The organism is Bradyrhizobium sp. 930_D9_N1_4 (assembly GCF_052076015.1).
Lineage (GTDB): Bacteria > Pseudomonadota > Alphaproteobacteria > Rhizobiales > Xanthobacteraceae > Bradyrhizobium.
Genome location: NZ_CP197236.1, coordinates 6787453 through 6807440 on the forward strand (window position 1 = coordinate 6787453; position 19988 = coordinate 6807440).

Annotated in this window: 19 protein-coding genes and 1 pseudogene; 12 read left to right on the forward strand and 8 right to left on the reverse strand. The window is 64.9% G+C overall.

The window, feature by feature from the left end:
• The first annotated feature begins 14 nt into the window (after positions 1-14).
• From AB7532_RS32260 to mbfA, 3 genes are all read left to right on the forward strand, one after another.
• Positions 15-881 carry an MBL fold metallo-hydrolase gene (locus AB7532_RS32260; RefSeq protein WP_441238695.1) on the forward strand — a complete coding sequence of 289 codons (867 nt, stop codon included), beginning with the start codon at positions 15-17 and terminating at the stop codon, positions 879-881.
• A gap of 115 nt (positions 882-996) precedes the next feature.
• On the forward strand, positions 997-2145 hold the full coding sequence (locus AB7532_RS32265) for an alpha/beta fold hydrolase (RefSeq protein ID WP_441238696.1): 1149 nt from the start codon (positions 997-999) through the stop codon (positions 2143-2145).
• A gap of 65 nt (positions 2146-2210) precedes the next feature.
• Positions 2211-3182 (forward strand): iron exporter MbfA, encoded by a 972-nt coding sequence (mbfA, locus tag AB7532_RS32270; RefSeq protein ID WP_441238697.1) that lies wholly within the window; start codon positions 2211-2213, stop codon positions 3180-3182.
• A gap of 22 nt (positions 3183-3204) precedes the next feature.
• Here the strand turns inward: mbfA and AB7532_RS32275 are convergent, their stop codons facing one another.
• Positions 3205-4419: a hypothetical protein gene (locus AB7532_RS32275; protein WP_441238698.1), complete on the reverse strand. Its 1215-nt coding sequence runs from the start codon at positions 4417-4419 to the stop codon at positions 3205-3207.
• A 72-nt stretch (positions 4420-4491) separates the two neighbouring features.
• Positions 4492-5118: an NUDIX hydrolase gene (locus AB7532_RS32280; RefSeq protein WP_441238699.1), complete on the reverse strand. Its 627-nt coding sequence runs from the start codon at positions 5116-5118 to the stop codon at positions 4492-4494.
• A gap of 68 nt (positions 5119-5186) precedes the next feature.
• Here AB7532_RS32280 and AB7532_RS32285 point away from each other — a divergent pair, with 68 nt between their 5' ends.
• From AB7532_RS32285 to AB7532_RS32315, 7 genes are all read left to right on the forward strand, one after another.
• The gene (locus AB7532_RS32285) at positions 5187-5612 is read left to right on the forward strand and encodes a PaaI family thioesterase (RefSeq protein ID WP_441238700.1); all 426 of its coding nucleotides are present in this window, start codon (positions 5187-5189) and stop codon (positions 5610-5612) included.
• Between the two features lie 208 nt (positions 5613-5820).
• On the forward strand, positions 5821-6831 hold the full coding sequence (locus tag AB7532_RS32290; protein ID WP_441238701.1) for an aldo/keto reductase: 1011 nt from the start codon (positions 5821-5823) through the stop codon (positions 6829-6831).
• Between the two features lie 15 nt (positions 6832-6846).
• A complete protein-coding gene (locus AB7532_RS32295) occupies positions 6847-8160 on the forward strand; it encodes a tetratricopeptide repeat protein (RefSeq protein ID WP_441238702.1) in 1314 nt (437 codons plus the stop codon).
• Between the two features lie 194 nt (positions 8161-8354).
• The gene (locus AB7532_RS32300) at positions 8355-8933 is read left to right on the forward strand and encodes a hypothetical protein (protein ID WP_441238703.1); all 579 of its coding nucleotides are present in this window, start codon (positions 8355-8357) and stop codon (positions 8931-8933) included.
• A 139-nt stretch (positions 8934-9072) separates the two neighbouring features.
• The gene (locus tag AB7532_RS32305) at positions 9073-10956 is read left to right on the forward strand and encodes a sensor histidine kinase (protein WP_441238704.1); all 1884 of its coding nucleotides are present in this window, start codon (positions 9073-9075) and stop codon (positions 10954-10956) included.
• Positions 10957-11112: 156 nt separating this feature from the next.
• The gene (locus tag AB7532_RS32310) at positions 11113-11679 is read left to right on the forward strand and encodes a cysteine hydrolase family protein (protein ID WP_441238705.1); all 567 of its coding nucleotides are present in this window, start codon (positions 11113-11115) and stop codon (positions 11677-11679) included.
• Between the two features lie 171 nt (positions 11680-11850).
• On the forward strand, positions 11851-12162 hold the full coding sequence (locus AB7532_RS32315) for a hypothetical protein (protein WP_441238706.1): 312 nt from the start codon (positions 11851-11853) through the stop codon (positions 12160-12162).
• A 46-nt stretch (positions 12163-12208) separates the two neighbouring features.
• On the opposite strand, the gene AB7532_RS32320 is transcribed toward AB7532_RS32315, so the two are convergent.
• The 5 genes from AB7532_RS32320 to AB7532_RS32340 form a co-directional block, all read right to left on the reverse strand.
• Positions 12209-13480 carry a flavin monoamine oxidase family protein gene (locus AB7532_RS32320; RefSeq protein WP_441238707.1) on the reverse strand — a complete coding sequence of 424 codons (1272 nt, stop codon included), beginning with the start codon at positions 13478-13480 and terminating at the stop codon, positions 12209-12211.
• 9 nt (positions 13481-13489) lie between these two features.
• Positions 13490-14215, reverse strand: a complete 726-nt coding sequence (locus tag AB7532_RS32325) for a RibD family protein (RefSeq protein ID WP_441238708.1) — start codon at positions 14213-14215, stop codon at positions 13490-13492.
• Positions 14216-14326: 111 nt separating this feature from the next.
• Positions 14327-14455: a hypothetical protein gene (locus tag AB7532_RS32330; RefSeq protein ID WP_441238709.1), complete on the reverse strand. Its 129-nt coding sequence runs from the start codon at positions 14453-14455 to the stop codon at positions 14327-14329.
• Positions 14456-14525: 70 nt separating this feature from the next.
• Positions 14526-15134 carry an energy transducer TonB family protein gene (locus AB7532_RS32335; protein ID WP_441238710.1) on the reverse strand — a complete coding sequence of 203 codons (609 nt, stop codon included), beginning with the start codon at positions 15132-15134 and terminating at the stop codon, positions 14526-14528.
• Between the two features lie 95 nt (positions 15135-15229).
• Positions 15230-15892 (reverse strand): FABP family protein, encoded by a 663-nt coding sequence (locus AB7532_RS32340; RefSeq protein ID WP_441238711.1) that lies wholly within the window; start codon positions 15890-15892, stop codon positions 15230-15232.
• A 116-nt stretch (positions 15893-16008) separates the two neighbouring features.
• Between AB7532_RS32340 and AB7532_RS32345 the strand changes: the two are divergent.
• Positions 16009-18130: pseudogene (locus AB7532_RS32345) on the forward strand (PAS domain-containing protein).
• A gap of 48 nt (positions 18131-18178) precedes the next feature.
• Here the strand turns inward: AB7532_RS32345 and AB7532_RS32350 are convergent.
• A complete protein-coding gene (locus tag AB7532_RS32350; protein ID WP_441238712.1) occupies positions 18179-18358 on the reverse strand; it encodes a hypothetical protein in 180 nt (59 codons plus the stop codon).
• 632 nt (positions 18359-18990) lie between these two features.
• Here AB7532_RS32350 and AB7532_RS32355 point away from each other — a divergent pair.
• Complete coding sequence (locus AB7532_RS32355) at positions 18991-19980, forward strand: helix-turn-helix transcriptional regulator (RefSeq protein WP_441238713.1); 990 nt, start codon at positions 18991-18993, stop codon at positions 19978-19980.
• Positions 19981-19988: the final 8 nt, after the last annotated feature.

Here is a 19988-nt window from a genome sequence, read left to right on the forward strand (position 1 = left end):
CCGCAGGAGTTCTCATGAGCCTGAAGTTCTCGGTCGGCGATCTCACCATCCATCGCGTCATCGAGCAGGAGACCTCGTTCGTCCCGGCACTGGAGATGCTGCCGGGACTGACGGCCGAGGTGCTGGCCGAGAACCGGGCGTGGATGCGCGAGGCACGCGCGCTGGACGAGCAGGACGTGCTGCTGCTGTGCTTCCAGTCCTATGTCGTGAAGACGCCGCACCACACCATTCTGGTCGACAGCTGCATCGGCAACGACAAGCCGCGGCCGCGGCCGAAATGGAACATGAAGACCGACGACACCTATCTGCGCGGGCTCAACGCCGCGGGGTTCTCGGTCGACGACATCGACTTCGTGATGTGCACGCATCTGCATGTCGACCACGTCGGCTGGAACACGCGGCTGGAGAATGGCCGCTGGGTGCCGACCTTCCCGAACGCGCGCTACCTCTTCGCCAGGCAGGAATACGACCACTGGTTCGCGCAGAATGCGAAAGCGGAAATCCCGCCTTTTGCCGACAGTGTGCTGCCGGTGGTCGAGGCGAAACGCCACGAGCTGATCGGCAACGACCATCAGATCGGCGATCACGTCCGCATCCTGCCGACGCCCGGCCACACGCCGGGCCATATCGCCATCACGATGGGCCGCGGCAAGGACGACGCGGTGTTCTCGGGCGACCTCATGCATTCGCCATTGCAGACGCTGTATCCGGAACTGTCGATCAAGTTCGACGTCGATCCGGCCGCCGCGGCAGTTACGCGCCGCGGATTCCTGGAGCGCTATTGCGACACCGATACGCTGTGCTGTACCGCGCATTTTCCCTCGCCGTCGGTCGGGAAGATCAAGCGCAAGGGGAATGCGTTCGTGTGCGAGACGGTCTAGCGAGACCTTCCTTTCCGTCATGCCCGGGCTTGTCCCGGGCATCCACGTTCTTACAATCAACGGCAACGAAGAACGTGGATGGCCGGGACAAGCCCGGCCATGACGAGGAAACACCATGGCCGATCTCCCCGCCATCCCCCTCCCCGCCGGAATCCGCTCGCGTCATGTCGACGGCATCAACGGCTTGCGCATGCATGTGCTCGAGGCCGGCTTCGAGACCAAAGGCCGACCCTGCATCCTGCTGCTGCACGGCTTTCCCGAGCTCGCCTTTTCATGGCGCAAGGTGATGCCGGTGCTCGCCACCGCCGGCTATCACGTGATCGCGCCGGACCAGCGCGGCTATGGTCGCACCACGGGATGGACCGCGGACTACGACGGCGATCTCACGCCGTTCTCGCTTCTCAACCTCGTGCGCGATGCGCTCGCGTTGGTCGCGGCGTTCGGCTACAGGCAGGTCGATCTCGCCGGGCATGATTTCGGCAGCCCGGTGGCGGCGTGGTGCGCGCTGATCCGGCCCGACGTGTTTCGGTCGGTGACGTTGATGAGCGCGCCGTTCGGCGGCGCGCCGGTACTGCCGTTCAACATTGTGGATGGTCCGGCAAAGCCCGCGGTCGAGGATCCCGTGCATCGCGAGCTTGCGGCCCTGCCGCGCCCGCGCATTCACTATCAATGGTACTACGCGACGCGGCCCGCCAATGCCGACATGCAGCACGCAGCCCAGGGCGTGCATGATTTCCTGCGCGCCTATTATCATCACAAGAGCGCGGACTGGACCGACAACAAGCCGTATCCGCTGAAAGCGTGGTCGGCAGAAGAGCTCGCAAAGCTGCCGACCTATTACGTGATGGATGCCGGCGAGACCATGGCCGAGACGGTGGCGAAGGAGATGCCTTCGCCCGCTGCGATCGCCGCCAACCGATGGCTGCCGGACGGCGACCTCGCTTTTTACAGCGCCGAATATGGCCGCACCGGATTCCAGGGCGGCTTGCAATGGTATCGCTACGGCACGACGGGCATGCTCAACAGCGAGATGCAACTATTCGCGGGGCGCAGCATCGACGTGCCCTCCTGCTTCATCTCGGGCAAGCAGGATTGGGGCACCTACCAGCGCCCCGGCGTGTTCGAGGCGATGCAGGGGCGCGGCTGCACCAAGATGCTCGGCTGCCATCTCGTCGACGGCGCCGGCCATTGGGTGCAGCAGGAGCAGCCGGAAGAGGTCAGCCGGCTACTTCTCGATTTCCTCGGGAAAGCGCGAACCGCCTGATTTGACCCGGGAACCACGGCGCCCTATAGTTTAGAATAATTCTAAACTATGAAAATAGGGCCACCGTGAAGACGTTTGCCGATCTGACCGAGCGCGAGGTGCTGGCGGTCGCGATCTCCTCCGAGGAGCAGGACAGCCGCATCTACATGACCTTCGCCGAGGACCTCCGGGAGCGTTATCCAGACACGGCAAAAATCTTCGAGGAGATGGCCGAGGAGGAACGCGGCCACCGGCATCGGCTGCTGAAACTCTACGAGGAGCGCTTCGGCCAGCACCTGCCGCCGATCCGCCGCGAGGACGTCAAAGGCTTTCTGCGCCGCCGTCCGATCTGGCTGACCAAGAACCTGCCGCTCGACACCATCCGGAAAGAGGTCGAGACCATGGAGCTCGAGGCCGAGCGTTTCTACGCGCGCGCCGCCGAGCAGGCCGAGGATGTCGGCGTGCGCCGGCTGCTCGGCGATCTCGCCGAGGAAGAAAAGCATCACGAAAACCGCGCCGTCGCACTCACCGACGAGATCCTGAAGCCGGACGTGCGCGCCGAGGAAGACCGCACGCGACGGCGGATGTTCGTGCTGCAATATGTGCAGCCGGGCCTTGCCGGCCTGATGGACGGCTCGGTCTCGACACTGGCGCCGCTGTTCGCGGCAGCGTTTGCCACGCATCAGAACTGGCAGACGTTTCTCGTGGGCCTCGCCGCCTCGATTGGCGCCGGCATCAGCATGGGTTTTGCCGAAGCGCTCTCCGATGACGGCTCGCTGACCGGGCGCGGCTCGCCCTGGCTGCGCGGCATCACCTGCGGCGCGATGACGACGCTCGGCGGACTTGGCCACACGCTGCCCTATCTCGTGCCGGACAGCTGGGCCAACGCTTTCTGGATCGCGACGGGAATCGCCGGTGTCGTCGTGTTCTTCGAACTCTGGGCGATCGCCTTCATCCGCTCGCGCTACATGGACACGCCATTCCTGCAGGCGGTGTTCCAGATCGTGCTCGGCGGCGCCATCGTGCTGGCGGTGGGCATCTTGATCGGAGCGGCGTGATAGCCGCCCTCGAGGTCGCAGCCTAGAACGCGCCGGCCAGCTCCCGCGCGCCGGCATTGTTGCTGTTGCTGTCCATCCGCGTATCCGTGATCGCCAACAGCTTTGCCACCGTATTGTGGCGGATCGCGACCGGATTGCGCTCGTAACCGCCGCGCTGGAAGAAGTTCGAGGTCGGCACCTGCTCGCGCATCGCCTGCGGCATCGTCACCATGTCAAGGCCGGTGCCGTCGCCGGTGAGGTTCATCATCTCGAGCTCGGCCGCGCTGAGCGGACGGCTGTAGCCCTTGGTGCGCGCGAACAGCACCGAGGTCAGCAGCTTGTGGGTTTGCAGCATCGGGCCGATGTCGATGTCGAGCACCATCGCATGCATGGCCCAACCCTGCGCGGTGTTGCCGATCTTCTCGTGCTCCGACCAGGTGTCGGGCACCGACTTCGCATGCGCCACCATTTTCTTCAGCACGCCGAGCTTGTGCTCGAGCGACTGGCGCGCCGGCCCTGAGCTTCGCGCCACCTTGTCGGAAAGTGCGCGGATGAATTCATGACCCTGCTCGGCGAGCAGCTCGACGCTGTTGGTGGTCAGCAACTGGTTGTAGCCCATCGCCGTCGAGATCGCGCGCTTGCCGCCATGCTCGATGCCGGCCTGCACGTCGTAATTGCCGGTGCCGCCGGTCTCGAACGAATAGACCCGCACCGCCTGCTCGCGCGTCAGTCCATTCGCGAGCGCGTAGCGCGCATAGGCGCGCTTGAACTCGACCTCGCTGGAGGGACGCTGCGGCGTGAACTGGTAGAGCTCCTGCGCCGCGCGCAGCAGATCGGAGACCACGGGAATCGGCTTTTTGGTCGGGCGATCCGGCGCTTCCTCCGGCTCCGGATTCACCGGCCGCTTCGGCCCGTTATAGAGCGGCGGATGCTCCAGCACGTAATCGTCCAGCGTCACCTGCTGGCCGCTGCGCCGCTTGGCGTTGCGACCTTTCCGCTTCTCGGAGATCTGGCTCCAATAGGCACCGGCCTCCTCGTCGAAGGCGCCGCGGATCTTCTGATATTCAGCGAGCTTGCGGCGATATTCGAGCACCGCAGGCGACGCCCCACCCTGCGCGAAAAACTGCGACAACAGCTGGGCGTTGGCATTGCGCACGGCAGACGGCAGTGCGTCGGCCTCGCCGCCGCGCGCGGCGGACGCGAGCAGGACGAGCGCAAGTGGAACCAGCCTCACGGCATTTCGAATCGAATGATGCATGCTGCCCTCTTAGCAGGCATCCGGTAACCGTCACGTTAACGTGCCGTTTACCTCCTTTTTTAAGCTCTTGCGCTATTTCCAGGCGAACACCGGCTGTTCCAGGTCGGTGACGCGGGTGTGCCGCCCTGCCAGCACCTCGCGGAACTGGTAGATCAGCGCGGCCGTCGGCGCGTGGATCAGGCTCATCCGGTGATGGAAGCGGATCACGCGGCGGGCGCTTTCGGGGATATCCGTGAAATCGAAGGCGCCGTCATGCTCGATCGTCGCCAGCGCGATGCGATGGACGGAGGCGACCTCGTCCGGGTTCGGCCGGATCGCGGCGCTGTCCGCGGCCCAGACCACGACCGGCGTGATCAGGTAACCGGAGCGCGTCGGATAATCATCGAGCAGGCCGAGCACCGCGTCGGCTGAAAGTTTCAGCGCGAGCTCCTCGTCGAGCTCGCGCAGCGCCGCCTCGACCGGCGTCTCGCCGGCATCGCAGCGTCCGCCCGGCAGCGCCCATTGGCCGCGATGGGAGCGCAAGCTCGATGCGCGCTTGGTAAGCAGGAAGGCGGTGTCGTCGCCGTCATTGGATTCGGTCAGCGCCAGCACCACCGCGGCGCGCTTCAGCGCCGACGGCTCGGCCGCGTCGGGCAGCCGCGCGAAGGACGCGCAGGCCTCTGCGATATTCCGTCTGGTGGCATCGTCGAAATTTCTCATGATGCTTGACTACACCATGACCGCATCTGATGAAACGAGGAGAGACGCTTGCAAGGATGGACGGAGCGATGACCACCAAGGCCGCCGCAAGGCTCAAATCAGACGGCTGGACCATCCTGCAGACCTCAGGCTTTCTGCATTTGATCGGCCCCTTGTGGGAGCGCAAGATCGATGGCCATCACGAATTCGCACTTGCCACCGAGGACAAGCACCACAATCGCCGTGGCATGGTCCAGGGCGGCGTGATGATGACGTTCGCGGACCGGACCTGCGGCATGTCAGCCCGCTACGTCTCCGGCAAGGAGTATCTGGCGACGGTGCAGCTCGACACCCATTTTGTGGAAGCGGGTAAAATAGGCGACATCCTGATCTCCCGCCCCCGCGTGGTGCGGACGACACGCAGCCTGATCTTCATGAGCACGGAAGTGCTGGTGGATGACCGCTGCGTGGTGATGGCGAACGGCGTGTTCAAGATCTTGAAGGGGCCGGAATAGGAAGCCACCCACCGCTGTCATTCCCCGCGAAGGCGGGGAATCCAGTACGCCGCGGCTTCTCGATCAATTGCAGGCGGCTCGGAGTACTGGATCGTCCGCCTTCGCGGACGATGACAGCGGAGCACGCATCTCTGGATTGCTTCGCTGCGCTCGCAATGACGGCTGCGGCTGGCTATGCTGCCCTCTATCGAAATCGAGGACGCCTCCCATGCAATACCGCCAACTCGGCCGCTCCGGCCTCAAAGTGTCGCCGATCTGCCTGGGCACCATGATGTTCGGCGGGCCGACCGATGAAGCCGCTTCAAAGCGGATCATCGACAAGGCGCAGGGCGCCGGCATCAATTTCATCGACACGGCCGACGCCTATTCAAAGGGCGCCTCCGAAGAGGTCGTGGGCCGCGCGATTGGCAACAACCGCCATGCCTGGGTGCTCGCGACAAAGCTCGCCAACCCCATGGGGAATGATCCCAACCGTGTCGGACTGTCGCGCCGCTGGGTGTTGCAGGCCGCCGACGAGAGCCTGAAGCGGCTCGGCACCGACCACATCGACGTCTACTATCTGCACAAGGAAGACCATGCGACGCCGCTGGAAGAGACGGTGCGCGCGATGGGCGATCTGATCCGCGCCGGCAAGGTGCGCTATTTCGGCGTCTCGAACTACCGCGCCTGGCGCGTCGCCGAGATCTGCAACATCTGCGACCGGCTCGGCATTGACCGGCCCGCGGTGAGCCAGCCCTATTACAACGCCATGAACCGCATGCCCGAGGTCGAGCATTTTCCGGCCTGCTCTTACTACGGTCTCGGCATCGTACCCTATAGCCCGCTGGCGCGCGGCGTGCTCACCGGCAAGTACAAGCCCGACGCCGCCCCCGACAAGGACACCCGCGCGGGCCGCAACGACACCCGCATGATGCAGACCGAATGGCGGCCGGAATCGCTCCAGCTCGCGCAGGAGATCAAGAACCACGCGGAGAAGAAGGGCATCACCGCCGGCCAGTTCGCGGTCTCGTGGGTGCTGAACTCCGCGTTCGTGTCCTCGATCGTCGCAGGTCCCCGCACCGAGGAGCAGTGGGAGGGCTATATCAGCACGCTCGACTACCGCTTCACTGCGGACGATGAGGCGCTGATCGACCGGCTGGTCGTGCCGGGCCATCCCTCGACACCGGGCTACAACGACCCGGCCTATCCAATCGAAGGTCGCCGCGCGCGGACGGCGTGAGAGCGGGAGAGGACGATGGCGCATCACGATCGTTACGGTCTTCCAGTCTCCACCGCATCCGACGAAGCGGCATCCGCCTATCGCGAGGGCGTCGATCTTATGCTCGCGGGGTGGACCGGCACCGCCGAGATGCTGGAGCGCGCCATTGCGGCCGATCCGGATTTCGCGCTTCCCCATATCGCCCGCGCCCGCGTGCATGCCTTCTACCAGCAGGGCGATCTTGCGCGGCAGAAGGCGGCGCTCGCGCGCGAGCTGGTCGCAAAGCGCGGCACGGAGCGCGAGCGCTCGCATGTCGAGACGCTGGCGCTGGCGATCGAGGGACGCGGGCCCGATGCGATCGCGGCGATGCGCAAGCACATCGACGCGTGGCCGCGCGATGCCGTCGTGCTGTCGCTGCCGCTCGGCGCGTTCGGCCTGTTCGCCTTCTCCGGCATGGCCGATCACGATCGCGCCCGACATGAGCTGTGCGAGCGCGTCGCGCATCATTACGGCGAGGACTGGTGGTTCCTCACCATGTCGGGCTGGGCCATGACCGAGAACGGCGACGTCGCGCGCGGCCGCGGCGTCACCGAACGCGGCTTCGACTTGCGCCGGCAGAACGCCCATGCCGCACACGCGGTGCTGCATGCGATGTTCGAGGACGGCTCGATCGAGGCCGCCGATCGCCTCGTCGACCAATGGCTGCCCTGTTACGACCGCGCCGGCATTTTGCACGGCCATATTCTCTGGCATCAGGCGCTCGGCGCGCTCGAGCATGGCGATGCCGACCGCGCGCTCGAAATCTATGCCGACGTGCTTCAGCCCACCGCGACGCAGGCTCCCCCGCTCAACGTCATCACCGACAGCGCCTCGCTGCTCTGGCGCCTGTCGGCGTACGGCCACACTGTCCCGAAGGCGCTCTGGGTCGAGGCCGACGCCACCGCACAAAAGCTGTTTCCGAAATCGGGCCTGCCCTTCGCCGACGTCCACATGGCGCTGTTCGCAGCCGCCACGCAGAATCGCGAGGCACTTGCCGCGCGCCTTGCCGTGATCGAGCAGCGGCTCGCGGACGGCAAGCTGCCGTCCGGTCCGGTGGTGCCCGCGATCTGCCGCGCGCTCGTGGCCTTTGCGGATGAAGACCACGCGTCATGCGTGCAGACGCTCGCGCCTGTCCTCGACGAGGTCGTGCGCATCGGCGGCAGCCACGCCCAGCGCGAGCTGATCGAGGACACCTTCATCGTCGCGCTGATGCGCAGCGGCGAGCTGCCGCGTGCCCGTGCACGGCTCGATGCCCGCCTGCACCGCCGCCCCTCGCTCCGCGACACGCGCTGGCAGGCGGCGATGGGATAGCTCCGCCACGAAAAAAACATCGGCCTGGCAGCATGTGCCGGCCAGGACGGGTTGGGCGATGGGGGCGAATCGCCCGGGGGTGGCGCGGTGGTATTCCAGACAGGATTTGCGGCACAAACGGGATCGCAACCAATTTGCGGTTCGATGGTTGTTGGACGGGATTTCACCTTGGTCCCCGGCACGCGAGCCTGACGATGCGCCTTTGCAAACCGCTCCTGGCCGCAGCCCTTATTGCTCTCGCAAGTCCTTGTTTCGCCGAGTCTTCCGCGTCGATCCCCGTCAACAATCCGCCGGCGCTGCAAACGTCGTATATCGACCTCCTGGCGCTGATGTCCGGCCACTGCAAGACGCTGAAGGTCGCGGGCCGCACCTTTGCCTGCAAGACGGTGGCCTACGCCCATGGCGACAAGGGCCGGGTCAATTTCGCGGTCGCGGTCGACGACCCCTCCGACGCGAACCATGTCGTGTCGTTCTCCGGCGAGAACGGCAAGCGCGCCGACGACAATTCCTACGAGCTGCCGATCGACCGCATGCTGCTCAATTCCAAGGACCGGCCCAAGGTCGACGGCCTGCCGGTGCCGGCCGAGCAGGCGTCCACCGGTCTCTGCCGCCAGACCGGTAATTTCGCAGCGAAGAAGGTGAACGACGTCACCTGCTCTGCGACCGACAGCGAAGGCCGCCGTTACGAACTGCTGTTCATCTCCGACGGTACGCCGGTGAGCGTGCGCCGCATCAGGCAGTCGGCGCCGTCGATTCAGGACCCGTTCAAGTAGCGGCCTTTCGTCCTGCTTTGCCTGTCTGCGTGGTATACGCGCACCCGTCCGTTGAAACTCCGGATCAGCCTTGTATGCTCTTGCGTGCATCCTCACCGAGGAGGCCCGATTGCAACCAGAGCGGGGCCGAGAGCGAGCAATGTGTACGATCACCGGGATCGCGCGCGTCCTGATTGTCTGCCTGTTCGCAAGCCTGTCATGCGTGAGCCTGTCGTGTGAAGGCATCGCAGCGGACGGCCCGCGACAACGTTCCATCCTGGTGCTGGAAGAAGCCGATTTCCGTTCGCCCTTCTATTCGGAAATCTTTGCCGGCATCCGCGCCAGCGCGAAGCAGAGCGGCAAGAGCCAGACGGTGATCTACGCCGAAAGCCTCGATCTCAGCCGCTTTCCGGGACCAGATTACGAAGAGAGCCTGGTCGGTCACCTCAAGACCAAATATGCGCTTCGGTCGATCGACGTCATCGTCTCGATCGGCGTGGGATCGGCGAAATTCCTTCAGAAGCGCAAGCAGGACATCTGGCCCGCCGCGCCCGTCGTGTACGGCTTCGTCCCCGACCTGCCCGAGACGCGCGCGCTGTTCCTGCCCAACACCACGGCGGTCTTCGCCAGGGTAAGGCCTGCACATCTGTTGACCGCAGCACGCGCCGTCGTTCCGGATCTGACGCGAGTCGTCCTCGTGGGCGACGCCTGGAAGAATCCGCTGACATACGGACATTGGAGGCAGGAGTTCGCGGCCGCAATGCCCGAGCTCGAAGTCACCGATCTGTCCGACCTGGTGTTGCGCGACGTCCGCCAGCGGGTCGCCGACCTGCCCGCGCGCTCCGCGATCCTGACCTCGGCGATGTACTCCGACGGCGAAGGCACCTATTACTCCCCCGCCTCCGCACTCGCACGCGTCGCCGAGACCGCAAACCGCCCGATCATCATCACGTCCGATACGTTCCTGGGGCGGTCGGGCGTCGGCGGTTTCCTGCTGCTGCCCGAAAGCATCGGTCGCGAAGCCGGCGAAGTCGCGATGCGGATACTCGATGGCGAAGCGCCGTCGAGCATCGCGCCCTTCGGCGGCAACAACGTGAAGCCGATCTTCGACTGGCGGCAGTTGCAACGCTGGAACGTGGACGAAGCCAATCTGCCTGATGGCAGCGAGGTGCGTTTCCGCGAACGAAGCTTCTGGGAACAGTATTACTGGCACTCCACGATCGTCGCGGGCGTGGTTCTGGTCCAGGGGCTGATGATCGCCATTCTGCTGCGCGAGCGCCGCTTGCGTGTCGTGGCCGAGATCGAGGCACGCCAGCGCATGTCGGAGCTCGCCCACATGAACCGCCGCGCGACGGCGGGCGAGATGTCGGCCTCGATCGCGCATGAGCTGAACCAGCCGCTTGCCGCCATCCTGATCAATGCCGAGACGGCCCAGCAGGTGTTGCAGAACGCAGCCCCCGATCTCGGCGAGGTCAGGGACATCTTGGACCACATCCGCCGCGACGATCAGCGCGCAGCCGAAATCATCGACCGGCTGCGCTCGTTTCTGAAGCGAGATCCGACCGAACGGCGCGAGATCAACCTCAATGCCACGGTCGGTGAGGTATTTCGATTCCTCTCCGTGCAGGCCATGGCCCACGATGTCGAACTCGCGGCGGAGCCGTCGTCCTCGGACATCCGCGTGAAGGGCGACAAGGTCCAGCTTCAGCAGGCCATCCTGAATCTCGTCGTGAATGGCATGGACGCAGTGGCTCATCTTCCGGGTCATCGGCGCCGCGTCGTCGGCCGAACCAGTCTCGCCGACGGCAATCTGGCCCTCGTCTCCATCGCCGATACGGGGGACGGCATCCTTGCGGATAAGCTGACCGAGATCTTTAAGCCCTTCTTCACGACCAAGGCGCAAGGCATGGGCATCGGTCTCTCGATCGCGCACACCATCGTCGAGGCCCATGGCGGTCGCATCTGGGCCGAGAACACGCCGTCAGGGGGCGCCGTGTTTCACGTCAGCCTGCCGCTGGCGGGCGGGCCTCGGAGCGCTCCGTGACGCGCGATCGCCTGTTTCTAGTTCGCGCCGTCGAAGGGGCGCTGCGCTGCGTCCGGGGCACGAGAGCTGTCCCGAAAAGAGGGAAGATTGACATTGCGCGCTTTCCGCTTCGCCTCGCATAGTCGGCGCAGCAAGCACGCTTGAAAGCCTCTCACCATGCCCACGCTCCCTGCCCTCATCGTCGTCGACGTCCAGCGCGCGTTCGACGAATGGGAGGCCGCGGGCAAGCGGCGCAACAACCCGGATGCGGTGGCGCGCATCGCCGATCTGCTCCAGGCGTTCAGGATCCGCGGCGCGCCGGTGTTCCATATCCGCCACGAGGGCACCAAGCCGAACTCGACGTTTCTGCCGACGCGCTCCGGCTACGCCGTCAAGGACGAGGCACGCGAGCAGCCGGGCGAACCCGTGATCGTCAAGCGCGTCAACAGCGCCTTCATCGGCACGGATCTCGAGCCGCGCCTGCGCGCCGCCGACCTCACGACGCTCATCATCTGCGGCGCCACCACCAATCATTGTGTGGAGACGACGACGCGCATGGCCGGCAATCTCGGCTTCGACGCACATCTGGTGCGCGACGCAACCTGGACCTTCGACCGCATCGGGCCGGATGGCGATGCACATTCTGCGGAAGAGATTCATGCGATGACGCTGTCGAATCTGAACGGCGAGTTCGCGCGCATCGTCACGACGCAAGACGTGATCGCATCGCTTCGAACGGCGTGACATCGAGGCAATAGCGAGGCGATACGACGTCATGCGACAATCAATCGCGCAACATCGCGATCGTTCATCTTTGTTAATTCGGAACTGATCTGCGTCGTTTCGACGCCCGCGCTTTCCGGAACGCAGAGAGCACCCATCTGTTGTCACACGACTTTCAACTGGAGTGATGAAATGAAGTATCTCTTTGTCGCGATGGCTGTCGGTGCTGCGGCGCTTGCCGGCGCCTCCACGGCCAACGCGGCCGGCAAGGCCAGCGCGAAGCAGAATGCGCCGACCGACATCAGCGCGCAGCACAGGCACCACCATCATGGCCACCGCCATCACTGGCGCCCTCACCACCACCACGGCCACTATCGCCCGCACCATTATCGCAGCTACGGCTACTACCCGCGGCACCACGGCTATTATGGCGGCGGACCGTATGGCTATTACGGCGGTGGCGGTCCCGGCGTGTCGTTCAGCTTCGGCGGCGGCCGCTGGTAACTTAAACTGGTAACGCAAAAGGCCCGCAGAGATGCGGGCCTTTTTTCTACCGCCGCAAGATCATTCCCGCCGTCTCCAATCCGCTCGCCAGCGCCGCCTCGACCGTGCCCATGTCGCGGCCGCGATAGAGCGCCTCCCCGGAGAACAGCACCGCACCGTCGGCACGCGCCAGAATGGCTTGCGCTTCGCGCGTCCGCGGCGTCGCCCAGGAATAGGCGCCGCGCGCGAACGGATCGCGCGCCCAGTTGGTCGCAGCACTCGCCACGAGATCGCGCGCGAGACTGTCCCGCGACACACCGAATATCGTCGCAAGCGAATCGAGCCCGGCATCGATCAGCCCTTGCGGATCGAGCTGCGCCAGCTCGGCCGTTCGAGGGCCGCCGAACCAGCCGGTGAGAATTGGATGCTGATCCGGATAGCGGGTCCACCACACGGGGATGGTCTGGTCCGACAGCAGGAAGGTCATGTCCGTACGATCCGGCTCTCGCTCGTGCCACCATGGCGATGTAAAGCGCAGCAGGATTTTTATGACGCTGCCGAAGCCGATGTCGTCGGCCAGCGCAGCCTTCGCGCGCGCGGTTGCAGGCAGCGCGATGTCACGCAGCAGGGGAAGCGGCACCGTGAGGATCACGCGATCGCAAGCATGCACATCGCCGCCGGCGCAGCGGACGGCCATCGCGCCACCTGCCTCCTCGATCGCCGCGACCGCGCAACCAAGGCGAAACGTCACGCCGTGGCTGCGGCACGCGGCCGCCAGAAAATCGATCATCGCACCATAACCGCCGACAATGCGCGCCTGGGTATGATGCCCGCCGTCCATCCATTCCTCGCGCAGCGCCAGCGTTGAGGCGCGCGCGGGGTCGGCCGCATCGTAGCCCTCGACCATCCGCTCGATCGAATTGCGCATTCCGTCATATTCCGGTCCGGCAAAATGACGGCGCAGGAAATCGGCAACGGTGAGGTCTTCCGTCAAGTCCCGGAGCACCGCATGCAGCTCCGCTTCGTGCGGATCGTGACGGCTTTCGCGCGAAAATGCCGTGCCGTCGAAACTCCACTGCGTGCCCTCGATCTCCTGAAGCGACAGCCCGGCCTCGCGCAGGAGCCCGCGCGTGACCGGCGCCTCGCCATGGACGAATTCAGCGCCGCTGTCGGCGGGATAGCCGAACTCCGAGACGGGCAGCGGACGGATACGCCCGCCGCAGCGCTCGCGCGCCTCCAAAATCGTCACCGTCCTGCCGGCACGCGCCAGCTCGCGCGCGGCCATCAGCCCGGCTGCGCCGGCACCGACGATGATGATGTGCTCTGAACTCCCCGACATGCCGTTGCTTTACGTCGCCACGGCTTGCGGATCGTTCTGAATGAGATAGCGCAGCAGCAGAACGCCGCCGCCGAGATCGCGCGTGCTGTCCAGTGTCATCGCCGTCAGCGGCGCGCGCTTGTCGTCGTCCGCCTCCGTCGAATCGAACACGAAGGGCGCGCCCCTGGCGCCGTCGATCGCGGGGCTGAGGATCAAATTGAACTCGTCGATCAGACCGGCGCGCAGGAAAGCGCCATTGGCGACGCCGCCACCCTCCACCAGCAGGCGCTTCACGCCGAGCTCGCGATTGAGGATCTCGACCGTCAGCGCGAGGTCGATCTCGGACTTGCCGGCAAAGATGTAGGACACGCCCTCGCCGCGCAGCCCGGCCAGATGCGAATCGGAGACAGCCTCGGTCAGCACCACGACGATGGGATCGCCGCCGATGTCGGAGCGGCCCCAGCCGATCTTGCCCTGCGCATCGAGCACGACGCCCCAGGTCTTGGAATCCGAGGTCTTTGCATCCCGCCGCGCGAACCAGTTTTCGCGTGGAAGTTTTTCGCCCGGCGTCTCGGGATAGGGTTTGCCCTTGGCGAATTCCGAACCGGTGACGCGGCCGATGACCCAGGCATCGCCGCCGAGTTCGTCATGGATCTTCTCGAACCAGTCCGTGCCGGCACCTTTCGGACGCCAGCGGCTGGGATGGGTGCGGCCGTCCAGGCTGGAATGCATCAGGCAGATGACAGTGGGCTTCATGTGAAATTCTCCGGACGCCTTGGCCATCTGAATAGCGTCAGCCATTCAGGATCAAGTGTGAACTCACGTCTGATTGACATCGCGACATGACCGGACGACATGCCGCACGGCTCACTTTGCCGGAACGAACAGGCGCTCGTCGGTATCCCGCATCACCTTGACAGGGGAACCGTCCGTCGCAAAATTTGCGGTGTACTTGTTGCCGGCCTCGTCGGTCGCCTCGCATGCGATCGTCGACACCCTGCGCCGCGCGAAATTTCCGATCTGGGTGCAATTGCCTTTCGCAGGCTTGATGGACGGCTCGGATCTTTCACCGCGGCCGTCCCGGCCGAACAGGATGACCCGATCGACGAAGAGCTGGTACGACGTACCCGTGATCTGGGCTGTCGACCCCGAGAACCAGAGCTCGGTCGATAAATCCAATCCGGCCAGCGGCAAACGGAAATAGGAAAATGCCGGCCCTGCTGAGATAGTACGCGGCGAACTTGCAGGAGCGCTCCATCCCGTCGGCCGTCGATGCGCACATTCCCGTCATGAACGCACCGACGTGCAGATCCCCGGTCACCGGCGTCACGAGGCGCGTCGCGTCCTTGAAGACGATCGGGACGACGAAATCGAGACGCTCTTCCGGTATCTCGGGCGGGGCGACGGGGAATGGCTGGCCCCGCTCCATCGTCTCGAGAGCAGCCTTGTCCAGGTCTTCGTCACCCGACGTCTGCTTGATCTCGCTGGCGAGCAGCTTCTCGTCCCGGCTGAGCCTGAAGTGAACAAGGGCTGTCCCGCTGATGGTCAGCGCGGCTGCGGATGCCGGATACTGACGAAATTTCGCGATCTGCTGCACCAGACGCTGGGTGTAGGTGCCTTCCTCCGCCCGGGCGGACGTCGTCACGGCGGCGGCAAGCAGCACCGTGAGGGACAACGCAAGAACACGTCTCCTTCGATCACTCCGCAGCGTGCGCACGATGTCCCCCTTGATCCCCCGATATCACCCCAAGCGCATGCGAAAGCTACACCTCACCCCGCTGGTTTATCGTCCTTGGCCCGATCGTTCACGATCACCGCCAGCGGATTGAGCTTCGGCGGCGCGACCAGCTTCAGCGTGTTGCTGTCGTGATGGTTGAACGGCGCACCGCGCACGAACAACTCGGTCTGGATCAGATAGCTCCAGCTGCCGTCATCGTTGAAGGTGATGTCGCAGCGATAAGAGTCGGTGCGGAAGGCCTGTTCCAGGAAATCGGTCGAGCAGATCCCGTAAGCCGTGTCGCCGCGCTTCGCCGTGACGGACATTGTCCTGTCGTCCGGCCCGGCCTTGCCCGAGGCAAGCAGCACCTGCCCGCGCGGGATCGCCAGCGTCTGCATGACCAACCCGGTTGCGGGCTCCCACAGCCAATAGCCGACCTGGTCGTGGAAGGTGATGTCTTCCTCGGGCGTGTTGATGTGGATGTGATAGCGCAGCCCGTAGAGCAGTTGCGGACCGTTGGCCTGCGGATCGATCGGATCCATCCGGATATGCTCGATGAAGGTGCGCCGCTCCGGTCCCTCGGCCTTCGGGTTGACGTCGATGCCCTTGTCCGCTTGCCAGTGGCCTGCGAGGCGGCGCAGCGGGCCGAGATTGGCAAGGCCGTCGGGCGAGACGTCCTCGGGCTCGGTGAAGATGTCGGCGGGAATGGGGAGCATGGGAGGCCTCGCGTCATTGCGGGAGCAGCAATAGCACAGAGACGCCGTGAATCGACTGCGATGGAACCGGGTTCCCGCTTCGGAGTTATAGGCCGTTGAAGGGCGCAAGGATGCCCGTGTCACGCGTCACGAGGGGGTCCGGTGCTGTCTGAGACGACTGCTCGGCAGTCAACCGAAACGGGTTTCCTCGCGGACGGAGGCGAGCTGGGCGCCCTGATGAGTGCCCGCGACTGGTCGGATTCCCCGCTCGGTCATCCCCGCGACTGGTCCCGGACGCTGAAGACGACGGTCGGCATGATGCTGGCCGCGCAGGCCCAGATCGTCCTGTTCTGGGGGCCCGACTTCGTCGCGCTTTATAACGACGCCTATGCGCCCGGCATCGGCGCCAATCACCCGCGCGCCCTCGGTCGTCCCGCGATCGAGAACTGGGGCGAGCTGTGGGACGATCTCGAACCGCTGCTGTCAGGCGTGCGCCAGACGAGAAAGACATTCGCCGCCAAGGATCGTCCGTTCTACGTCGAGCGTCATGGCTACGGCGAGACGAGCTACTGGGACGTTTCGTACTCGGCCGTGCCCGATGATGACGGCTCGGTCGGCGGCGTGCTTTGCATCGTGTCCGAAACCACCGAACGCGTGCTGGGCGAGACCCGGCTGCGGGCGAGCGAAGCGCGCTACCGGGAGCTGAACACGACGCTGGAGCAGCGCGTCGCCGAACGCACGGCCGAACGGCATTTGCTGGCCACGATCGTGGAGACCACCGACGGGCAGATCCAGGCGCTCGATCTCGATTATCGCTGGCTCGCCATCAACGCGTCCTGCGCTGACGCTTATCAGCGCATTTACGGCAAACGGCCGGCGATCGGCGATTCCCTGCACGAATTTCTCGCCGACCGGCCCGAGCATCTCGCGGCGGCAACCGCGATCTGGGACCGGGCGCTGGCCGGCGAAGCCTTCATCAACATCGAGGAGTTCGGCGACCCCAGCTTCGACCGCCGCGTCTACGAGATGAAATTCGAGACGCTGCGTGCCCCTGACGGCTCGCGGATCGGCGCGTTCCTCACCGGCACCGACGTGACGGATCGCCTGGAGGAGCAGGCCCGGCTCGCGCAGGCCGAGGACGCGCTGCGTCAGGCCCAGAAGATGGAGGCGATGGGCCAGCTCACGGGCGGCGTCGCGCATGATTTCAACAATCTGCTGACACCGATCGTCGGTCTGCTCGACATGTTTCAGCGCAAGGGCATCGGCGGCGAGCGCGAGCGTCGCCTCATTGCCGGTGCCGCGCAGGCGGCCGAGCGCGCCAAGACGCTGGTGCAGCGTCTGCTCGCCTTCGCGCGCCGGCAGCCGCTTCAGGCCGTTCCCGTCAACATCGGTCACCTCGTCGCCGACATGGGCGACCTGATCTCCAGCACAACCGGACCGCAGATCCAGGTGACGGTGGACACGCCGGCGGATCTGCCCGAAGCCATGGCCGATCCCAACCAGGTCGAGATGGCGATCCTGAATCTCAGCGTGAACGCCCGCGACGCCATGCCCAACGGCGGCAGATTGCGCATCTCCGCCAAGGCAAGGACGGTTGCCGACGCGCATAATTTGGAGTTGGCGCCGGGCGGCTATATCTGCATCTCGGTGGCGGATACCGGCACCGGCATGGATGAAACCACGCTGGCGCATGCCGTCGAACCGTTCTTCTCGACCAAGGGCGTCGGACAAGGCACAGGTCTTGGCCTGTCGATGGTCCATGGGCTTGCGTCGCAGCTCGGCGGCGCGCTGAGGATCCGGAGCGTCGTGGGGGCGGGCACCACGATCGAGCTGTGGCTGCCGGTCAGCCACGCCGCCCCGGCTGCGGCCGAAGCCGTCCCGCAACTGAAGTTGCGGCCCTTGCCCGCCGGCACGGCCCTCTTGGTCGACGACGAGCCGCTGGTGCGCATGAGCACCGCGGAAATGCTGAGCGAGCTCGGCTACAGGGTCGTCGAAGCAGGCTCAGCCGAGGATGCGCTCCAGCGCGTCAAAGACGGCCTGCGGCCGAACCTGCTCGTCACCGACCATCTGATGCCCGGCATGAGCGGCACGGATCTCGGCCTCGCGTTGCGTCAGGAGTATCCCGACCTCCAGATCCTCGTCGTCTCAGGCTACGCCAACAACGAAGGCATCACGCCGGATCTGTCACGGCTGACCAAGCCTTTCCGAAGCGATGAGCTGGCGGCGAGTTTGGCGGGTTTGGCGAATGCGGGACGGTAGGGGCAAGCGGAGCCGAACCATCTCGGTTCGGCTCCGTCGTCGTGAAGCTTAGTGGCGGTGGTCGCGGATTTCGGGCTGGGTGCGGTGGTCGCGGACGATGGGTTGAGTACGATGATCGCGCACGATGGGCGGGTCGCGATGGTCACGGACGATGGTTGTCGCGTTCGAGGGTGTCGCCGCGCCTGCCAGCGTGATCGCCGCGAGAGCCACGAGGATGTAATTGCGCATGTCTCTTGTCCTTTACCTGGTGAATCACTGCGAGCCACCTGACAAAAGGCTAGATCGACCAGCCGGAACAATATGTGTCGCCGATCACGCGCGATCATCGATGCGCCAGCAATCACGCGGCATCCCAGCCTCCGTGCAAACCCAGCGACCGCTTCACCGACTTCAGCGCCGGCCCGCCGCGAGTGCCACGCCGCTGCACCACGCCAGGAGCGACCTCACCTGCCACAGATTTAGTCAGGCGCCGCGCCGACCGGGCTCTGGGCCTGTGCATTCAAGGCACAGACGTTCGCCATTCGCGAAAGACATGGCAGCCGCGCAACAGGCGCCACAAGAGTTTGTGTTCGGCGTTCCCGTTTGCGGCCCGATATCGCGATGATAAGACCATTGGCTTGGGGTTTGTGAAATTCGCCATAGGCGACGAAGCGGCTCCCAATATAGCTTTCAAGTGACGTCAGTTATTTTCAAGTGAGTTCTTTGGAATGCAGCAGGCTTCGGTTGAGAAGTTTTCGGACCTCGTCGGCAGTATTTATGATTGCGTGATCGCGCCGGAACGCTGGACCGAAGTTCTGGATCGGATTTGCACCGAGTTCGGCTTTGCCACCGGCGCGCTCTCGGTCGCCAGCCTCTCCAACATGAAGGCCGTCGTCAACGCGGTCTCCGGCAGCAACCTCGCCCAGATGACCCAGAACGCGGTCGGCTATGGGCCTGATATCATCGAGCTCTGGGGCGGCGCCGAGCGCATTCAGCAATACCCGCTCGGAGAACCGATCATTCAATCCCAGGCGGTCCGGCAGGAGATTATTTCCGGCAATCGCTATTATCGCGAATGGGCCTTGCCCAAGGGCCTGTTCGACGCCGTCGCGGTCGGCCTCGTTCGCGACAGCACGATGGTCGGCAATGCGATCTTCAGCCAGCACGAATCGGCAGGCGCGATCGGCGATGCGCAGCTCAGCGGGTTGCGCCTGCTGGCGCCCCACATCCGCCGTGCCGTGACGATCAGCAATCTGTTCGACATGAAGGCGGTGGAAGCCGCGACATTTTCCGCGACCGTGGAGGCCCTGACGGTCGGCGTCGTCCTGGCGGACGAAGATTCGAAAATCGTTCACAGCAACGCCGCTGCCACCGCGATGCTCGCGGCCGGTGATCCGATATTGGAGCGATACGGTCGGATCGCCGTTCAGTCCGCGGCGACGACCACCGCGTTGCAATCGGCCGTCGCACAGGCGGCACGAGACGAGGCGGCCCTCGGCCAGAAAGGCATCGGCATCCCGATCCCTCGCCCCGACGGCAACCCGCTCGTCATCCACATTCTGCCGCTGCGGCGCAGCCACATGCGATCCGGCTTGATCCAGCGCGCCGCCGCCGCCCTGTTCGTGGCGACCGCGTCGGGACCGCCGCAACTGCCTCACGATGCGCTGGTTCAGCTCTATGACCTGACGCCGGCTGAAATCCGCATCTTCGAGCTGATCTGCGATGGACAGACACGGGCGGAGATCGCGGAGTCGCTAGGTGTTTCCCTGAGCACCGTGAAAAGCCACCTCATTCATGTTTTCGAGAAAACCGGGTGCCGGCGCCAGGTCGATCTGGTCCGACTGGCAAAGTCGTTGACGTTTCCGGTGTAGGCGACGGG